At 33.7% G+C, this 17,887-nt stretch carries 16 protein-coding genes; 2 read left to right on the forward strand and 14 right to left on the reverse strand.

What is annotated here, in order from left to right; all coding sequences use genetic code 11:
* Window positions 1-21 precede the first annotated feature (21 nt).
* Window positions 22-303: a FoF1 ATP synthase subunit delta/epsilon gene (locus MTQ00_RS06230; protein WP_273648151.1), complete on the reverse strand. Its 282-nt coding sequence runs from the start codon at window positions 301-303 to the stop codon at window positions 22-24.
* 89 nt (window positions 304-392) lie between these two features.
* Window positions 393-1,901, reverse strand: a complete 1,509-nt coding sequence (atpD, locus tag MTQ00_RS06235; protein WP_172278364.1) for a F0F1 ATP synthase subunit beta — start codon at window positions 1,899-1,901, stop codon at window positions 393-395.
* 321 nt (window positions 1,902-2,222) lie between these two features.
* Between atpD and MTQ00_RS06240 the strand changes: the two genes are divergently transcribed.
* A complete protein-coding gene (locus MTQ00_RS06240) occupies window positions 2,223-3,149 on the forward strand; it encodes a bifunctional riboflavin kinase/FAD synthetase (protein ID WP_273648152.1) in 927 nt (308 codons plus the stop codon).
* Window positions 3,150-3,185: 36 nt separating this feature from the next.
* On the opposite strand, the gene MTQ00_RS06245 is transcribed toward MTQ00_RS06240, so the two are convergent.
* Window positions 3,186-6,929 (reverse strand): DUF3857 domain-containing protein, encoded by a 3,744-nt coding sequence (locus MTQ00_RS06245; protein WP_273648153.1) that lies wholly within the window; start codon window positions 6,927-6,929, stop codon window positions 3,186-3,188.
* A 7-nt stretch (window positions 6,930-6,936) separates the two neighbouring features.
* Window positions 6,937-7,290, reverse strand: a complete 354-nt coding sequence (locus MTQ00_RS06250; RefSeq protein WP_273648154.1) for an MmcQ/YjbR family DNA-binding protein — start codon at window positions 7,288-7,290, stop codon at window positions 6,937-6,939.
* A 255-nt stretch (window positions 7,291-7,545) separates the two neighbouring features.
* Between MTQ00_RS06250 and MTQ00_RS06255 the strand changes: the two genes are divergently transcribed.
* Window positions 7,546-8,202 carry an NAD(P)H-binding protein gene (locus MTQ00_RS06255; RefSeq protein ID WP_273648155.1) on the forward strand — a complete coding sequence of 219 codons (657 nt, stop codon included), beginning with the start codon at window positions 7,546-7,548 and terminating at the stop codon, window positions 8,200-8,202.
* Between the two features lie 126 nt (window positions 8,203-8,328).
* Here the strand turns inward: MTQ00_RS06255 and MTQ00_RS06260 are convergent, their stop codons facing one another.
* The 10 genes from MTQ00_RS06260 to MTQ00_RS06305 form a co-directional block, all read right to left on the reverse strand.
* Window positions 8,329-8,844 carry a VOC family protein gene (locus MTQ00_RS06260; RefSeq protein ID WP_306612490.1) on the reverse strand — a complete coding sequence of 172 codons (516 nt, stop codon included), beginning with the start codon at window positions 8,842-8,844 and terminating at the stop codon, window positions 8,329-8,331.
* 79 nt (window positions 8,845-8,923) lie between these two features.
* Window positions 8,924-9,499 (reverse strand): glutathione peroxidase, encoded by a 576-nt coding sequence (locus MTQ00_RS06265; protein ID WP_172278374.1) that lies wholly within the window; start codon window positions 9,497-9,499, stop codon window positions 8,924-8,926.
* Window positions 9,500-9,547: 48 nt separating this feature from the next.
* Window positions 9,548-10,210, reverse strand: coding sequence for a histidine kinase (locus MTQ00_RS06270; protein WP_273648156.1), 663 nt, complete (start codon window positions 10,208-10,210; stop codon window positions 9,548-9,550).
* 139 nt (window positions 10,211-10,349) lie between these two features.
* Entirely contained in the window at window positions 10,350-11,075 is a 726-nt protein-coding gene (gene kdsB / locus MTQ00_RS06275; protein WP_273648157.1) for a 3-deoxy-manno-octulosonate cytidylyltransferase, read from the reverse strand.
* Window positions 11,076-11,131: 56 nt separating this feature from the next.
* On the reverse strand, window positions 11,132-12,097 hold the full coding sequence (locus tag MTQ00_RS06280) for a phosphatase PAP2 family protein (RefSeq protein WP_273648158.1): 966 nt from the start codon (window positions 12,095-12,097) through the stop codon (window positions 11,132-11,134).
* A 96-nt stretch (window positions 12,098-12,193) separates the two neighbouring features.
* Window positions 12,194-13,447, reverse strand: coding sequence for a pyridoxal phosphate-dependent aminotransferase (locus tag MTQ00_RS06285; RefSeq protein WP_273648159.1), 1,254 nt, complete (start codon window positions 13,445-13,447; stop codon window positions 12,194-12,196).
* Between the two features lie 136 nt (window positions 13,448-13,583).
* Window positions 13,584-15,299, reverse strand: a complete 1,716-nt coding sequence (locus tag MTQ00_RS06290) for a phospho-sugar mutase (protein WP_273648160.1) — start codon at window positions 15,297-15,299, stop codon at window positions 13,584-13,586.
* 190 nt (window positions 15,300-15,489) lie between these two features.
* On the reverse strand, window positions 15,490-16,188 hold the full coding sequence (locus tag MTQ00_RS06295; protein WP_273648161.1) for a GIN domain-containing protein: 699 nt from the start codon (window positions 16,186-16,188) through the stop codon (window positions 15,490-15,492).
* 6 nt (window positions 16,189-16,194) lie between these two features.
* Window positions 16,195-16,905 carry a DUF3667 domain-containing protein gene (locus MTQ00_RS06300; protein ID WP_273648162.1) on the reverse strand — a complete coding sequence of 237 codons (711 nt, stop codon included), beginning with the start codon at window positions 16,903-16,905 and terminating at the stop codon, window positions 16,195-16,197.
* Between the two features lie 24 nt (window positions 16,906-16,929).
* The gene (locus MTQ00_RS06305; RefSeq protein ID WP_172278390.1) at window positions 16,930-17,880 is read right to left on the reverse strand and encodes a glycosyltransferase family 2 protein; all 951 of its coding nucleotides are present in this window, start codon (window positions 17,878-17,880) and stop codon (window positions 16,930-16,932) included.
* Window positions 17,881-17,887: the final 7 nt, after the last annotated feature.

Below are 17,887 nucleotides of genomic sequence, written 5' to 3' on the forward strand. Positions count from 1 at the left end.
TATATTTAGCTTTTCATTTAATTACTCACAAAGGATAATTCCTTTATTATGATTAAATTCTACAACACCGCTTTTGATAGAATAAGAAAAAACAGAATCTTTTTCATTCTCTCTGGTAAGGTTCTTGGCATAAGCTTCATCGACAGAATTCACAAACAGCTTTACTTTACCATTAATTAATGAAGAAACGATTCCTGCGTGGTTTTTCATGATGTGAAATTTACCATTTTTTCCCGGAAGTAAAACAGAGTTTACCTCGCCTTCAAAAACTACGTATTCTGGTGTTAAAATTTTTATATTCATTTTAATTTAGATTAAAAGATTTCAGATCTCAGATTTCAGACAACCTTTAAAGTCTCATGTCTAGTATCTGATATCTCATGTCTAACTTATTAAGCGTTATCAGCTAACATTTTTTGTCCTGCTGCGATAGCTTCTTCAATAGTCCCCTTCAAGTTGAAAGCGGCTTCTGGTAAATGATCAAGTTCTCCATCCATAATCATGTTGAATCCTTTGATGGTGTCTTTAATATCTACCAATGAACCAGGGATACCTGTAAACTGTTCAGCAACGTGGAAAGGCTGAGACAAGAATCTCTGAACTTTTCTTGCACGGTAAACAACAGATTTATCTTCTTCAGAAAGTTCTTCCATACCAAGGATCGCAATGATATCCTGAAGAGCTTTGTATCTCTGAAGAATTTCTTTTACTCTCTGAGCACAGTTATAATGTTCTTCTCCGATAACTTCCGGTGCAAGGATTCTTGAAGTAGAAGCCAATGGATCTACCGCAGGATAGATACCTAAAGAAGCAATTTTTCTATCTAGTACTGTAGTTGCATCCAAGTGAGCAAATGTAGTTGCAGGAGCCGGGTCAGTTAAGTCATCCGCAGGTACATATACTGCCTGTACTGAAGTAATAGATCCGTTTTTAGTAGATGTAATTCTTTCCTGCATCGCTCCCATCTCAGAAGCAAGCGTTGGCTGGTAACCTACCGCAGATGGCATACGTCCAAGAAGTGCAGATACCTCTGAACCAGCTTGTGTAAAACGGAAGATATTATCTACGAAGAATAGAACGTCTCTACCTTGTCCGCTTTCTCCTCCATCTCTATAGTACTCAGCTAATGTAAGACCAGAAAGGGCTACTCTCGCTCTTGCACCTGGTGGCTCGTTCATCTGTCCGAAAACGAATGCAGCTTTTGAATCTTTCATCGCTTCTAAATCTACTTTAGAAAGATCCCAACCACCATTTTCCATAGAGTGCATGAAATCATCACCATATTTGATAATTCCTGATTCCAACATCTCTCTCAAAAGGTCATTTCCTTCTCTCGTTCTTTCACCTACTCCGGCAAAAACTGAAAGACCTCCGTGTCCTTTTGCAATATTATTAATCAACTCCTGGATCAATACTGTTTTACCAACACCGGCACCACCGAACAATCCAATTTTACCTCCTTTTGCATAAGGCTCAACTAAGTCGATTACTTTAATACCTGTAAATAAAACTTCTGCAGAAGTTGACAACTGATCAAATTTCGGAGCTTCTCTGTGGATAGGTAATCCATTTTCTTTAGAGATATTCTGAAGCCCGTCGATAGCATCACCAACAACGTTGAATAGTCTTCCGTTTACAGCCTCACCAATCGGCATTGTAATAGGATTTCCATATCCGATTACTTCCTGACCTCTTGTAAGACCATCTGTAGCATCCATTGCGATACATCTTACCGTATCTTCACCAATATGTTGTTCTACTTCTAAGACTACTTTTTCACCGTTTCCTTTAGTAATTTCTAACGCGTCATAAATACTTGGAACTGCTTCCACATTATTAAAAACTACGTCGATTACCGGACCAATAATTTGAGAAATTTTTCCTTTAATTTGGTTTGCCATTGCTAAATTTTTTCTTGGTGCAAATATAATGATTCTTCATAAACCCACAATTGGTAAAAAAAAGATTTTTATCATGCTTTTCTGATCAGATGAACAGAATCGGAAATCAAAATTCAGGTACAAAATTCACTGTTAAAAATCTCAAACAGACTGATTAAAATTTAATAATTGATAATTTATACTGTTATTCATTCACAAAAATTAAAATTGACAACAATTCTCAGACAGCAAATTATCGAAATTGTTCATTGAAAATAACTCTTACTATATAATAATAGATAATTTTAAAGGTTTTATATTTGCAGTCAAATTTTTTCCGTTTTGAAAGTTTTCAAGAATTTTAATGACTATTCCGCGCAAAAGCCTTTAGCACTGTCTTTAGGAATGTTCGACGGGGTACATTTGGGACATAAATGCATTATTGATGAACTAAAAAAAATAGGGGCAGAAAACCAGTTGGAAACTGCGATCCTTACTTTTTGGCCACATCCAAGATTTGTTTTTAATCCCAATGAAGATTTAAAACTTTTAAATACCCTGGAAGAAAAAAAATTGTTGGTTGATAAATATGGGATCAATAATTTGTTTTTAAAAGAATTTGATGAAGAATTCAGAAATCTTACAGGAGAAGATTTTGTTCGCCAGATCCTTATAGATAAATTGAATGTAAAATACCTTATTATAGGATACGACCACTCTTTTGGAAAAAATAAAAGCGGAAATTTTGAACTTCTCCAAAAACTGTCTAAAGAATTGGATTTTGAAGTGGAACAAATGGAAGCCATCAATATCCACGAAAATAATATCAGTTCTACCAAAATCAGAAATGCTCTCTTAGCGGGAAATATTGTAGAAGCTAATGAAATGCTTGGCTACTCCTACTCTGTTTCAGGAAAAGTAGTTCATGGTAAGAAAATAGGAAGAACTATTGGCTATCCTACCGCTAATATCAGTACCGAATCTATTAAGTTATTGCCTAAAAAAGGAGCATATATTGTTGAAGTTTATATTAAAGGACAGCCATATAAAGGAATGCTCAGTATAGGAACCAATCCTACTGTAAACGGCGACGCACTAACGGTTGAAGTGTATATCCTAAATTTCAACGAGGACATCTACGATCAGGAGATCACTGTAAAATTCAGGGATTTTCTTCATGATGAAATCAAATTCGAAGGTCTTGAAAAATTGATCGAAAGATTGGATGAAGATAAAAGACTTACTGAAGAATTTGATTTTAAAAAATAATAAAAGCTTACAAAATTTGTAAGCTTTCTTTTTGATTTATTTATATCCTAAAATTTGATTTTCCGTATTTACTGAATCTTCAACAAATTTTTTAAATTCCGGATACTGTTCTTTTTTAATATTATCCCAAGGTGTATTGGCTGTCCGGGTAATTTTCAATTTGTTATTTTTTTGTAATTCATAATTAATCGAATACTTAAAATTATTATAAGTCAGTGTTTTATTTTCCGGAATTTCAATGAACTTCATACTTTCCGGAATATTGAGATACACTTCTTCTACATATTCGTTATGTTTTTCATATTTGGTATATTGAATATCTGTATTTCTGTTTTCTGTTGCTACAACTTCCTTTGTAAATGGTTTTGTCACAAAAGGAATCTTCATAATCTTTAAACTTCCCACAGACTGAGGTTTATCATTAATACTAAATTGTACTTCAAAACTAAGAGGTTTTGATGTTAGGTCTTTTCCATCAATCAACTTCACAGTTGTTACATTAATGATCTTATCAAGCACAGAACCGTATTGTTCCTCCATACTTTTCTTCCTGTAATCATCTGTTTGATCATCTTGAAAAAATTCATTAAAATAACTTTTCGTTTCTCCCAATACATACTGTTTTGTAGAAAAGTTCTGATTGTCTCCATTAATGGTAACGTCACTAACTGTTCTAAAAACACTTTTAACATTATTATCGCTCGATAAACTGATCAGATCTGTGGATGTATTCGATTTATCAATAACAAGAGCTTTTGCATTATAATTAAGTTTAACTGCAGAGTTAAAAGGTAAATATTTTCCTGTCATTTCGAGAAAAGTTTCTTTTCCGTCAAGATTAACTTTTACTATACAGTGATTAAAACTAAGATTGGGCAATAAGAGACGCTGAGAGGAGTTGTCATTAGTTTGAACCAATACAAGGTTTGACTTCAATCCTGCCTGATTTCCTAAAATCAAAAACAAAGTAGAAAGATCTTTACAATCTCCTAATTTAGTAGAAAGTGTTTTAGATGGTTTTTGAGGGATATACCCACTTTGACGGAAGTCGACTGAACTATAACTTATGTTTTTTTCAATATAGTTATAGATTTTCTCAGCCTTTACCATATCATTCATTCCTGAAGTTCCTGCAGGAAAAATTTCTTTAAAAGATCTCTCAACAACTTTGTCTGAAACAACACTTTTTTGGATCAGATCAGCATACCATTTGGCTATTTCCTGCCATGTTTTAATTGAATTCACTGTTACCGAAATAGTCGAATCATAGAAACTTGGACCATAATACTCTTCCAGATCTACTTCGGGAAGATTATCTAATTTCCATGTCTGGAATAATTTATCCCCAATTTTCTTCTTCGTAGACGTTACTTCTTTATTATTGCTTTTTACCTGATAATTTAGACTTTCAGGAGTAATAACAGTAAAAATAGATTCTACCACAGGGTATTCAGAATCAAAATAAGAACTTAGGTTAAAATCTTTAGAGAATCGTCCTCCATTTCTTTCCAAGCTTTCTTTTTGAATAAGAATTACGTCTCCTACTGATAAATTTGTAAATACAATCTCATCTGCGGATTTTTCTCCCGGAATTATACTTCCATTTTGCTTAATAATTTCAGATTTTATTACATCATCATCATAATCAACATAATACTCTTTCAATTCTTCAATTCCCTTTTCTGAAGTAATTTCATAAACATATGTACTTCTTTTTTTGAGTCCCCCTTCTGCAAATACATTTACAATGTACTCATCCAAAAGTGTTGTAACTCCCTTTTTTCCTTTTATCCCCTTATTTCTGCGTTCACTGATAAGTTGGTACAATTCCTTTTTAGATACTTGTGTAATTTCATCCTGGGTTTTATCAAGATCCCTTAACAACTTATGCATTTGTTCATTTTGCGTATTATGAGAAAGGGAAAGTTTTGCAAATTTTATAGCGTCCTGTTTTTTATTTAATTTTGCCAAATAATCTGCTTTTGTAGCTAAGATTGAATAAGAATAAGGAAAGTTTTCTAAAGCATTTTCTAATTCAGTAGCATATTCAGGATTCTGGTAATCTCCGTCTAAAATGCCTAAATATTGTGATCTGAAAGAATTTACCGTAGGATACAGTTCAATATATTTCTTTAAAATTTTCTTCTGATCTTCTACCCTATTTGCTTTTTCATAGTAAGAATATAAAGTTGACATTACATCATTACTATTCTTCTTTTCATATACTTCTTCAAGTTTTTTAATGGTCGAGCTTTGATCCTTTTTATCAAAATCTTCTAATGTTGTAAAAACTGTAAAAAACTTCTCATTATTGGCAAAATATTTTTTAAGGTTTGCAATATGCATTTTTGCTTTAACAACATCACGATTTCTCATTGCAATTACAACATCAAAAAATTCGCCTAATGGTTTTGCTTTTGTTTTATATAAAATGTTCCTGTACTTTTCAAGTTCCTCGATAGACATACTCTCAAACTTTTCGCTTTCTACCATTTTGATCATCGGTACTATATAGTATTCAGGATCATTTAGCTCAATATTTTTAAAAACTTCATTGACTTTTTTATCATCTTCTACATTCGTATAATAGATTGTAAACAGAGATTGAATAAGAGAAGACTTAGGGTAAGATTTCAACAATTCATCAATCAACTCTTTCGCTTGTTCATTTTGAAAATTACTAAGATAGGCTGAGGCTAATAAATATTTATAAAAAAAACTATTTGGAGTTTGTCTAAGCTTTTCTTTTAAAGCTTTTTCAAATTTCAAAGGAACTTCTTTAGCTTGTAACTGATTAAGTGGGGTTTTCTGATAATCCTTAAAAGTATCAAAATATTTAAGGTCAGAAATTTTATTAAAATTCAGATCAAAAGGCACCACCATAAAGGCATTCTTAGAGTTCTTCATGTCAAATTTTAACATAATTCTATTCATTCCTTTAGGTAGATTTACTTCTACCAGATGTGCTCCTAGGTTTGTATATCCGTCATTTGTACTTGATAGTATTTCAGAATCATTTAAAAACAGTCTGAATTCAGTGTTTGTATCTACTTCAAGCAAAATTTTCCTTTCTGTAGGATTTTCTACAAAACTTTGGGCATACATAATTCCTCTTCCATACTCTATTTCGTTAATAAAAAACTCAAATCCATCATTTGATGGAAGTTTCTTATTATACCACCCTACATTTCCAAAGCTATTAGCATTGAAAAGTTTATCATTTTTCGCATAAGATTCCGGATCATATTCGTTGTACAAACCGCTTCCGTTAAGATTTTCAAAAACACCTGCATACTGCCATTTATCGATCCTGCCTATTCTTGCTAAAGCTTCATCGGCGGATTTGTAGTTATTTCTTATCCTGTCCAGGGTCGCTTTATATTCTAAAATAGTAACTGTATTTGCATAGGTTTCATTTTGAGCTAAAAAATCTATTTTCTTATAAGAATTATCGTCCAATCCTGATCTTTCATTATCTCCCAATACAAATCTTCTTTTGAAAATAGGATACAAATAGGCTTCATCCAGTTTGAAATTAACGAAATTTTTAATAAATGTTTCATCAAAAGACATTTCCCCCAATTCCTCATCTATTAAAGCATCTAAAAATAAAGATTCAAAACCATTTAGCTTTTTGTCTTTTAAATTTTTATCATAAAAATTTCTGGCCTCCTCTCTTTTATTATTCAATAAAAGATTCCATGTTTTAGTCTCTTCCTGAGTTTGTGCAAAGGCACTGACTGATAAAAAGTAGATAGCGGAAATTAGTACTTTCCTCATAGTTAGTTTATAAATTATTAATGGTATTTTGATATTTTTTCGTTAATGAAGAGAAAACAAGATCATAGGAGTGATCAATCATTTTAAAAATAAGATCTCTTTTTAAACCATCCAAAGAAACTGAATTCCAATGGGTCTTATTCATGTGATAAGCACCGGTGATCTGTGGATATTGCTCCCGAAGTTCGGCACTCCATTCAGGATCGGTCTTTACGTTGATTGCTAAAGGCTGTCTTTCCAGTCCCATTAATAAAAACATTTTCGTTCCTACTTTCATCACAAGCGTTTCATTGTCAAAAGGAAAAGTTTCGGTGACTCCTTTTTTTGCAAGACAGTAATCCAATATTTCGTTGGCATCCATTTTTAATAGCTGATTGTTTTAATGGGTTATTAGTTAAAAGATGAAAATGAGAGTTTAATAGTTGATAGTTGATAGTTGAAAGTGCAAAATTAGTGTTTATCAAGTTCTTTTAATCTTTTAATCTTTTAATCTTTTAATCTTTTAATCTTTTAATCTTTTAATCTTTTAATCTTTTAATCTTTATTATTAATTTCAAATTTAGTAAATTTAGGTAGGAAAGAAAAGTTCACAACATCATCACTAATCACATTTATTATGAAAGCTTTGGTAATTGGCGCTACAGGTGCTACCGGTAAAGATTTAGTCAATCAATTACTTAACGATAAGGAATTCGATGAAGTTGATGTATTTGTCAGAAAACCTCTTAATATCAGGAGTGATAAATTAAACGTTCACATCGTAAACTTTGATGCACCGGAAGAATGGAAAAAAGCAGTAAAAGGTGATGTTGCTTTTTCGTGCCTGGGAACCACTTTGAAAACAGCTGGAAGTAAAGAAGCCCAGAGAAAAGTAGATTTCGGCTATCAGTATGAATTTGCAAAAGCTGCGAAGGAAAACAATGTGGATGACTACATTCTTGTTTCTGCATACGGGGCAAATCCTAAATCCAAAATTTTCTACTCCAAAATGAAAGGCGAACTTGAAGAAGCTGTTAAGCAACTGCATTTTAATAAAATAACCATCTTTAAACCTGGCATGCTGGAAAGAAAGGATTCCGACAGAACGGGAGAAGTTCTCGGAAGCCGAATTATAAAATTTGCCAACAAAATCGGACTTTTGGAAAGCCAGAAGCCATTGCCAACTCATATTTTAGCCAAAGCCATGATCAATTCTTCTAAAATCAAAAGCTATGGGTATTCCAGTATAAAACTGGGAAATATATTTTGTTTTGCGGAGAAAACGAATGAATGAAAGGTTAGAAATTAGAGATTAGAAGTTAGAGGTTAGAGGTTAGAGGTTAGAGGTTAGAGGTTAGAGGAAGATAATAATTTGAGGTGATAAACTTATATTTTTTGGTCTGAGCCGAAGCTCAGACTTTTACTTCGTCGTTTTACTGTTCATACTTTTCCCTAATTTTTCATATTCAACATCATTAGGCTCCCAGAGTTCGATTTTGTTTCCTTCTATATCCATGATGTGTACAAACTTTCCATATTCATAACTTTCGATCTTATCCACGATGGTTACATTTTCTTTTTTTAACTCTTCAACCAGTTTATCAAGATGTTCTACCCTATAATTGATCATGAAGTCTTTTTCTGACGGTTGAAAATATTTTGTTTTTTCACTGAAAGGACTCCACTGGCTAAATCCTTTTTTAGAGTTATCAGTCCCCTGGTACCACTCAAATACCGCTCCATATTCATTGGTGTGAAGCCCCAGGTGATCGCTATACCATTCTCTCATTTTCTTAGGATCTTTACATTTAAAAAAAATTCCACCAATCCCTGTTACTCTTTTAAGACGGTCCTCACTGCCATCAGTAGCAGATTTAAAAGCAAATCCTAATATAAAAGAAATTAGAATGCAAAGCGCAAAAATGATCTTTTTCATGAGTTACGTTTTTATTTATTTAACCATATAAAAAAAGTGGGTGAAAACACCCACTTTGTAAAAATATACTTTTTTTTGTTTACTTAAAATATTTTGTAATCGCCTGATCAGTTGGCTTCGTAGTGCTTACAAAGCTATCTACTAATTTACCGTTTTCATCGATCAGGAATTTAGTGAAGTTCCAAAGGATCGTAGTATTCTTAACTCCGTTTAGTTCTTTTTCTGTCAGATATTTAAAAATAGGTGCTGTATCATCCCCTTTTACAGAAACTTTAGCAGCCAATGGAAAAGTTACCCCATAATTTTTCTGGCAAAACGCACCGATCTCGGTATTGGTTCCCGGTTCCTGACCTCCAAAGTTGTTGGCAGGAAAACCCACTACTACCAATTTATCTTTATATTCTTCATAAACTTTTTCCAGATCCGCATATTGTGGGGTAAATCCACATTCCGAAGCCGTATTTACAATCAGGATCTTTTTCCCTTTAAAGTCTGCAAAATTGATCTCTTTGCCATCAAGGCTTTCTACTTTGAAATCATATATTGTTTTTCCCATAAGTTCATTGGTTTTAGCTTTAGAAATTTCACTTTTTTGGTTGGTACAACTCTGTAAGAACGCTACAAAAGAAAGTAGCAATAAGAAGATCTTTTTCATGAGTAATATGATTAGTGGCAGTTTTCACTGCGTTATTTATATAGACTATTAAAATTTAAAGATATTGGCAGGAAAAACTTTGTTGATGTCTATTTTATTGATCTGCATTACAAAATCCCCATCTTTTTTAGGGCTTGAAGATTCAATTCTGAAAGGCATTAATAGATTTCCCACTTTTCTATACTCCGAATACGTTAATGTTTCATCTTTTTTTATTTCCTTAAGAAGCATATAGGTATTGGTATCAAAATAATAGAAATTTTTATTGACATTTTTTGTTAATTCTACTTTATGGCAATAAATATCTCCCACTTTCTCTTTTCCCAGATATTTAGCTTCAAAACCTTTATTCTCCCAGTCAATGAAATCATTATCAAAACTTTCGGGAATATAATTCGGATATTCCTGAACTTTATTTGTGGCATAGTTCATTGCATATCCTTTACTTCCGTCATAGCCTTCAATCGCAGTTTCTTTATTATTAATGGTAAGAACTGTTTTAGTGAGATTCGGGCGTTGCTGATAAATTTTTATCGGATATTCATCTTTGATCCCCAAAATTACTTTCCCTTGAAGTAATACTGAATTTAACAGCTTCCAATTTGTCAGTCCACCTGATAGTTCAATATTTTTATCGATAATTTCCTTAGCGGTCTGTGCAAAAGTAATTTGTGAATAAATCAGTACGAATACTAAAAGTAATTTCTTCATTAATTCAATTTATAATTCAAATATAAGGCGAATTTGTAAGAAAGCAAATTTGTGAAAATGTAAAATCGTACTCATTTAACAATTTTACAAATTTGCTATTTAGTAATTCAGCCCTTCTTCCTTTTTGCCTGTTGGCAATTTAGTTGATCAATTTTCTTGCTTTTTCCAAATCCTCAGGTGTATCAATTCCAACTCCAATAAAGTTGGTCTCTATTAATTTAATTTTCATCCCATATTCCAGGTAACGGATACATTCTATTTTTTCCGAAATTTCTAAAGGTTTCATTTCCAGTTTAGAAAACTGCAGCAGTGCATGCTTCCTGAATGCATATACTCCAATGTGCTTGAAATAATCTACAGCATACGAGATCTCCCTGTGGTAAGGAATAACTGAGCGGCTAAAGTATAATGCAAAACCATTATTATCGGTAATAACTTTCACATTATTTGGGTTTTCAATTTCCTCCTTTTCAGTCAGCTTTATCTTCAGGGAAGCTAATGAAATTTCCTGATTCTGGTCTTCTTTAAAAACTTCAATCAGCTGTTTTAGAGGTTCTGTCTTTAAAAAAGGCTCATCACCCTGCACATTGATCACAATATCACAATCTATATGCTGAACTGCCTCCGCAATACGGTCACTTCCTGTTTCATGCTGCCCGGTCATTACGGCCTTTCCTCCATTATTAATAATCTCATTATAAATAATCTCAGAATCACACGCTACAAAAACTTCATCAAATAAACCCGTTTCCAGAACATTCTGATAGGTGGTCGTAATTACTGTTTTACCACCTAAAATCTGCATTAATTTTCCGGGAAACCGGCTTGCTTCGTAACGGGCGGGAATAACTGCTATGATCTTCATTGAACGATTCTTATTATTTAATTTTTTTTAAATATAAGCAAAATATGGACTTCTTCTTAAAAAGAAACGTTTACTCCCACCATATTATAGCCTAGATTCGTAGAAGCAATAAAATTCAATTTATATTTTACTTTTCCTGTACTTGCTCCTGAAACTGTATATCTGTTTTTCGAAATGGTTTTCCCTATAAAATATCCCATGAGCAAGGCTAAAGGATAATCCGATGCCCAGTGAACCTGGCTTTGCATCATCTGAAAAGCCATCGCTCCTGCCAATGTATATCCTACTGGTTTAATCCATACTGCGTCAGGATAATTATCTGCAATCACTGTAATAGCCGACATAAATGTTGTTAAATGTCCCGATGGCATCGCATCATAACTTGATGTGTTTTTAGCAAAAGCTGCAAAGCTTGGAAAAGGAGTCCAGTGTCCTCCGGAATTACCATTTTCTATTGCTATAAAAGGACTTTCCCTGCCTGTAATCCTTTTTATTGTTTGTGAAAAAACACCGGAAAGCAATAAACTTTCCATTAAACCACTGGCGGTTGCCTGAGCCCTGTAGTCATCTTTTATCCAACCATACGTCGCAAAACCTATCCCTAACAATACAACTGTAGAGCCATTACCGATGAGATATAAGCCTGAGCCGATATCTTTCGGTATTTTTATAACTCCTCCGATTTTACTGTAATTATTATCGGCACTCATCCCCCATTTTTCACCCAGCTCTCTTGAATTATCAATCAATTTCTGATCGAATGGAATAAGCACCAAAGTACTTGCTATTGCACCTCCTAAGTAATAAGCATGATCCTTTGCAACAAAGTCCTTATTAGTATCTATAAAATCTTTCGGAGCCCTGGTAATAAATTCGAAAAGCTTAGGCTTATGATAGGTTCGCACAGAACCGTCTTTGAGAATATAGCTCTGTGATTTTAACGATTTTTCGATGGTGCTGTCTTTTTTCTGCGACCATACCATTACTGATATGGGTAATAACAGCCATTTAATTTTTTTCACTTTGTGTTTTTTTGATACCCGCAATCAGCTAACCGGTTCATGAGACTTTCAACAGAAACAAAAGTTCATTACAACAACTGATTGCGGGTATTTATTTTATTTTAAATTGCTTAATGCCTGCTCTAATTTTGGCATCATTACTTCAATTTCGTTTACTGCTAATCCTCCTACAGAAGCACGGAACCAAGGTTCAGATTTTTCTTCTCCGAAGGCAGAGAAAGGAACTAAAGCTACACCCGCTTCATTGATTAGATAAAAAACAAGATCAGATGAATTTTCTATAGTGTTCCCATCCGGTTTCGTTTTTCCGATATAATCCAACTTGATCGTAAGGTAAAGGGCTCCCATAGGCTCAATGCTTTCTACCGCTAATCCTTTGCCTTTTAAATCCTGGATTCCTTTATGAAGAACTTTAAGGCTTTCTTCCAGTTTTCCTTTAAATTCATCAACAAAAGTATTTACATCTTCAGAGTTCTGGTAATATTTAGCTGTTGCCTCCTGCTCCGGCTTAGGTGCCCAAGCTCCTACGTGTGTAAGCAAAGCTTTCATTTTATCGATAATATGAGATGGCCCGAACCCCCATCCTACACGCACTCCTGTTGCAGCAAGACATTTTGAGATCCCATCAATATAAATCGTATAGTCTTTCATTTCAGGGAATAGAGAAACGGGATCATAATGTTTAGCATCAAAAGTAAGATTCGAGTAGATTTGGTCATACATCAGATATAAAGGCTTTTCATCAGCGCCTCTTTTTTTGTTTTCTTCGATGATGAGTTCGCAGATTTCAGAAAGCTGGTCTTTTGTAAACATCGTTCCTGTTGGGTTCAATGGCGAACAAAGCGCTAATAAAACAGCACCACTTAAGTGAGGTTTAAGATCAGCAGCAGTAGGTAAAAAGTTATTTTCAGGGGTTGTCTTCACCTCAATAGCATCTGCAGAAGTAAGATAAGCATAGTGATTATTATTCCAAGAAGGAATAGGATAAATAACTTTATCACCTTCATCCACAATTGTCTTATACACTGCATAAATCAAAGGTCTAGATCCTGCAGTAATTAAAATATCATTGGCTGAATACTCCAGATTCCATCTTGATTTAAGATCTTTTGAAACTTCATTTCTTAAAGATAAAAGTCCGTTTGCAGGCGGATAATTCGTCAGATTATTCTGATAAGCTTTCTGAATCTCCTCCTTTAACTTTGCAGGTATCGGATAGATATTAGAATTCAGGTCACCAATAGTAAGATTGGCTATCTCCGCTCCTTTTGCCTTTAAATCATTTACTTCATTACCAATTTTTACAATTTCAGAACCAATCAGGTTCGCCGCTAATTTTGAAACTTTCACTTTATTTAAATATTTATTGTTTTTGACTAATGTTATATGTTATTAAGTATAAGTTATAAATTTTGTTTTTAATTAGAGAGCTCTTTCCTAATACTCTCATTTATAAATGTATAAACCAAATTTATAACTTTCATTTTCAGTCTAGTTTAAGATCTGCTTTTACCTGATCAATTTTCTCATCCAAAGATTTTAATTTATCTCTGAAATCAGCTTCGGAAGTAATCATATCTTTTACCGAAATATAAAACTTGATCTTTGGTTCTGTTCCGGAAGGTCTTACACAAACTTTAGTTCCATCCTGAGTATAGTAAATCAATACATTGGATTTTGGAATCTCATTCATAACCTGTTTTTCATTTTTAGAAACAATAAAATGGGTTTGTTCCTTAAAATCTTTAATATCTTCAACCAAAGACCCCGCGATTTCTTTTGGAGGGTTTTCTCGGAAATTTTTCATCATGTTCTGAATTTCTTCAGCTCCGTCCTTACCTTTTCTGACAAGATTCACCAATCCCTCATAGTACATTCCTGTCTCCTGATATATCTCAATCATATATTGATACATCGTTCTGCCATTGGCTTTGCACCATGCTGCAATTTCGCACGCCAAAAGAATACTTCCACAAGAATCTTTATCACGAACAAAATCCCCGGTCATAAAACCAAAGCTTTCTTCTCCTCCGCAAACAAACTTTTCTTTTCCCTCAGCTTCACGGATCATTTTTCCGATCCATTTAAAACCGGTAAGACCTGCCTTACAGGCAACCCCAAATTTTTGGGCAATATCAAAGAAAATATCTGACGTAACAATCGTAGAACCAATAAACTCTTTTCCAGTGATCTTATCCAGTTTTCTCCATTCATTTAGAATATAATACGTAAGAATAGTATTGGTTTGATTACCATTCAGCAGTTGCATTTCTCCATCAAGGTTTCTCACTGCAATTCCCAATCTGTCACCATCCGGATCTGTTCCAATCACAATATCAGCATTGGTAATTTTTGCAAGATCCATTGCCATTTCCAATGCAGCAGGCTCTTCAGGGTTTGGGGAAGCTACAGTAGTAAAGTTTCCGCTAGGAATCATCTGTTCTTTTACAAGATCCACTTTTTTGAATCCTGCTTTTTCCAAAGCCTTCGGAACCGTTGTATAAGTTGTTCCGTGAATGGATGTAAAGACAATATTCAGGTTCTCTTTTCCAACATTCTGATACGTGGAATTCTCAATACAGGCATCAATATAAACATCATCCTGCTCTGCCCCGATCCATTCAATAAGATCATCGTTCCCGTCAAATTTAATTTCATCAAATTTCACAGAATACACCTCATTGATAATTGCTTCATCATGAGGCGGAACAATTTGAGCTCCATCATTCCAGTATACTTTGTATCCATTATATTCCGGTGGATTGTGAGAAGCCGTAAGTACAATACCCCCGTTACATTTTTTATCACGAACGGTAAAAGACAATTCCGGCGTAGGTCTGTGATCTTTAAAAAGCAATACCTTAATTCCATTAGCCGTTAAAACATCAGCTACCAGTTTTCCAAATTCTTTGGAATTATGACGAACGTCATAAGCGATAGCTACTTTAATTTCCTCATTGGGAAATTGCTTTAACATATAGTTCGCAAGTCCTTGTGTAGCTTGACCTAAAGTGTATTTATTTAAACGATTCGTTCCAACCCCCATAATTCCTCTCATACCTCCGGTTCCAAATTCCAGTTCCCTGTAAAAAGAATCTTCCAGATCAGGAGAATTACTATCAATTAATAATTTCACAGCATCTCTCGTTTCCTGATCAAACGTTTCACTTAACCAAAGTTTCGCTTTTTCTAATGTTGTCATATTTGTATCTTATTTAAGCTGGAAGTCTGATGTCGGAGGCCTTTCAGCTGTCTCCATATCAACTTTTGCAGCGTATATTTATTATTCTTTTATTGCATTTCTGTATACATTTCTTTACAACTTTATTCAGAAATATATTTTCTATTCTTTTTTATAAACAATTACATGCTCTCCTAACTTTCAGCTTCTATTATAGCGTCTTATTTTCAACCTTTGTTGTTTTATCAATTTTGAAAGCGCGGATAGGATCATTATAATATAAAAACTTTGCTGTATTCTGAATATGTCCTTTAAGAGAATCTTTTACATTAACTTCAGCATAATTCCCGTTTTTAGAATCAATATTCAGGTTGGTGATTTTCCAATACGGAGCAATCAGGCTAGCCGTATCAGAAATCTTTATTACTGCATTTTTAGTTTCTCCTAAAAAATTGGCTCTACTCCTGTTCACCATCTCTATTTCCGCTCTTCTTGTGTTCACTGAACCCATAAATGTAGCGTTATTCTTTAAATTAAGCTTAAAATTATCTGTTTTTATTTCACTCGAAATATTCATTTCTACAGAATCTGAAATGGAAACTTTTTCAAGATTATATTTTGAATAAATGGTCACATTATAAAAATCAACTCCCTTTGTTCCTCTTTTTTCTTTAATTGAAAGAGTTTTGTCTTTCACATCTACATCTAAGTTATTGGCAACATTTGGATAAGTCTCTATTTCAACAAAATTTTTAGGACCTCTCGCATAAAATACCCTAAACTTCCCGTCAAGGTCCAGGTTGACAAATTCCGAAACATCCACATCTTTTCTCTCAATATTTCCTTTGGGGGAAACTTTTCCACAAGAAATTACGGCTACAAGCACAAATATGTACAATATATTTTTCATACTTACTTAAAATATTTTATATAAAACAGCAATTATTGCAAGACTTTCTATTCCCATTACCACATAAAGAATTGATACTCTCACCATTAAACCTGGTTTTGAGTATGATTTTTTAAAAGCATTCCAATAAGTGATTGCAGGAAAGAGAATAAAAAGAACGAATAAAATTTTATCAGCAATATCAGTAATTTTTGATAAAGGCTTCCATAAACCCATAAAACTTACGATATCATCTAGCAAAAATATAACTAAAATTCCTAAAAGACTTACTGTTCCAAGGATAAAATGCTCCCCAAGATTCAATTTTACCTTTTTAAAAATAAAAAAAGCGTTAACTGCGAGCATTGGGATAATAACAAAGAGGATTGTTTTGGAGTATCTCGCAAAAAAAGTTCTTACTTCAGAAGATTCAGGAATTGCTTCTTTCGTTGCAAATTTTTCGTAAAAATGTAAGGTCAGGACATTAAAGCTAAAAAGAATCAGCAACAACGAAATAAAGTTGTAATATCTGATTCTTTTTCCTGCTATATAATCCATTGCTGTTTTTCCGGGCCGAAACAAAATACTCTTTATTGTTTTGAAAAAACGGGTTTCTACATGCCAGATGGATCCTAAGATGTCATTTTTAATAAGTGAGATATGAGTTATTCTTGTTGTGTCGGTCTTCTGTCCGCAATGAGCACAAAACTCACCGGAGATTGTATAACCGCAGTTCAAACAAGTCTTTTTAACCATATCCTATTAAATCACTTCATCAATATTATAATTTTTATGTTCTCTATTAGTCCTTATGATCATTTCTCCTAAGAAGCCGGCAATAAAAAGCAATGTTCCCATAATCATCATGGTTAAAGCAATAAAGAACCATGGATTATTGGTAATCAGGTGACCATAAATTCCTCTGGAAACATCAATTAATTTCGAAACACCCAGCCAAAATGCTGAAAGGAATCCAAAAATAAACATAGTGGTTCCCACCGCTCCAAAAAAATGCATAGGTCTTCCTCCGAAACGGCTTACAAACCAAAGTGTTACTAAATCCAGAAATCCCCGGATAAACCTTTCAGTACCAAATTTGGAAGTCCCGTAAGGCCGGGCCTGATGACGGACTTCTTTTTCCGTAATCCTTTTGAATCCTGCATTCGCAGCCAGAACTGGAATGTATCGATGCATATCTCCATATACATCAATAGATTTAACGACCTGTTTTTTATATGCCTTCAAACCACAATTGAAATCGTGCAGCTCCACTCCTGAAACTTTTCTAGCAGCAGCATTGAAAAGTTTAGACGGAACATTTTTGGTCATTACATTGTCAAACCGTTTCTTTTTCCACCCTGAAACAATGTCGTAATTATCTTCAACGACCATTTTATAAAGATCAGGAATCTCTTCAGGAAAATCCTGTAAATCAGCATCCATTGTAATGATCACATCTCCGTGTGCTCTTTCAAACGCTGCATGCAATGCCTGGGATTTCCCATAATTTCTGGAAAATTTAATTCCATGAATCTGTGGATGCTGTACCTTCAGATTTTCGATAATGCTCCAGGACAAATCCGTACTTCCATCATCTACAAACCAGATTTCATAGGATAAATTGTTCGTTGCACAAACCAGATCAATCCTTGAAAACAGCTCTTCAAGAGAGTCTTCTTCATTAAGTAGCGGAATAATTATAGATAAGTTCATTTAATTT

The sequence above is a fragment of the Chryseobacterium sp. B21-037 genome, from assembly GCF_028570785.1.
Classification (GTDB): domain Bacteria; phylum Bacteroidota; class Bacteroidia; order Flavobacteriales; family Weeksellaceae; genus Chryseobacterium; species Chryseobacterium proteolyticum.

What these genes read in the sequence shown, in the direction of transcription:
- MTQ00_RS06230 (WP_273648151.1), bottom strand. Translation starts at nt 303, where the DNA reads ATGAATATAAAAATTTTAACACCAGAATACGTAGTTTTTGAAGGCGAG.
- atpD (WP_172278364.1), bottom strand. Translation starts at nt 1,901, where the DNA reads ATGGCAAACCAAATTAAAGGAAAAATTTCTCAAATTATTGGTCCGGTA.
- MTQ00_RS06245 (WP_273648153.1), bottom strand. Translation starts at nt 6,929, where the DNA reads ATGAGGAAAGTACTAATTTCCGCTATCTACTTTTTATCAGTCAGTGCC.
- MTQ00_RS06250 (WP_273648154.1), bottom strand. Translation starts at nt 7,290, where the DNA reads ATGGATGCCAACGAAATATTGGATTACTGTCTTGCAAAAAAAGGAGTC.
- MTQ00_RS06255 (WP_273648155.1), top strand. Translation starts at nt 7,546, where the DNA reads ATGAAAGCTTTGGTAATTGGCGCTACAGGTGCTACCGGTAAAGATTTA.
- MTQ00_RS06260 (WP_306612490.1), bottom strand. Translation starts at nt 8,844, where the DNA reads ATGAAAAAGATCATTTTTGCGCTTTGCATTCTAATTTCTTTTATATTA.
- MTQ00_RS06265 (WP_172278374.1), bottom strand. Translation starts at nt 9,499, where the DNA reads ATGAAAAAGATCTTCTTATTGCTACTTTCTTTTGTAGCGTTCTTACAG.
- MTQ00_RS06270 (WP_273648156.1), bottom strand. Translation starts at nt 10,210, where the DNA reads ATGAAGAAATTACTTTTAGTATTCGTACTGATTTATTCACAAATTACT.
- kdsB (WP_273648157.1), bottom strand. Translation starts at nt 11,075, where the DNA reads ATGAAGATCATAGCAGTTATTCCCGCCCGTTACGAAGCAAGCCGGTTT.
- MTQ00_RS06290 (WP_273648160.1), bottom strand. Translation starts at nt 15,299, where the DNA reads ATGACAACATTAGAAAAAGCGAAACTTTGGTTAAGTGAAACGTTTGAT.
- MTQ00_RS06295 (WP_273648161.1), bottom strand. Translation starts at nt 16,188, where the DNA reads ATGAAAAATATATTGTACATATTTGTGCTTGTAGCCGTAATTTCTTGT.
- MTQ00_RS06305 (WP_172278390.1), bottom strand. Translation starts at nt 17,880, where the DNA reads ATGAACTTATCTATAATTATTCCGCTACTTAATGAAGAAGACTCTCTT.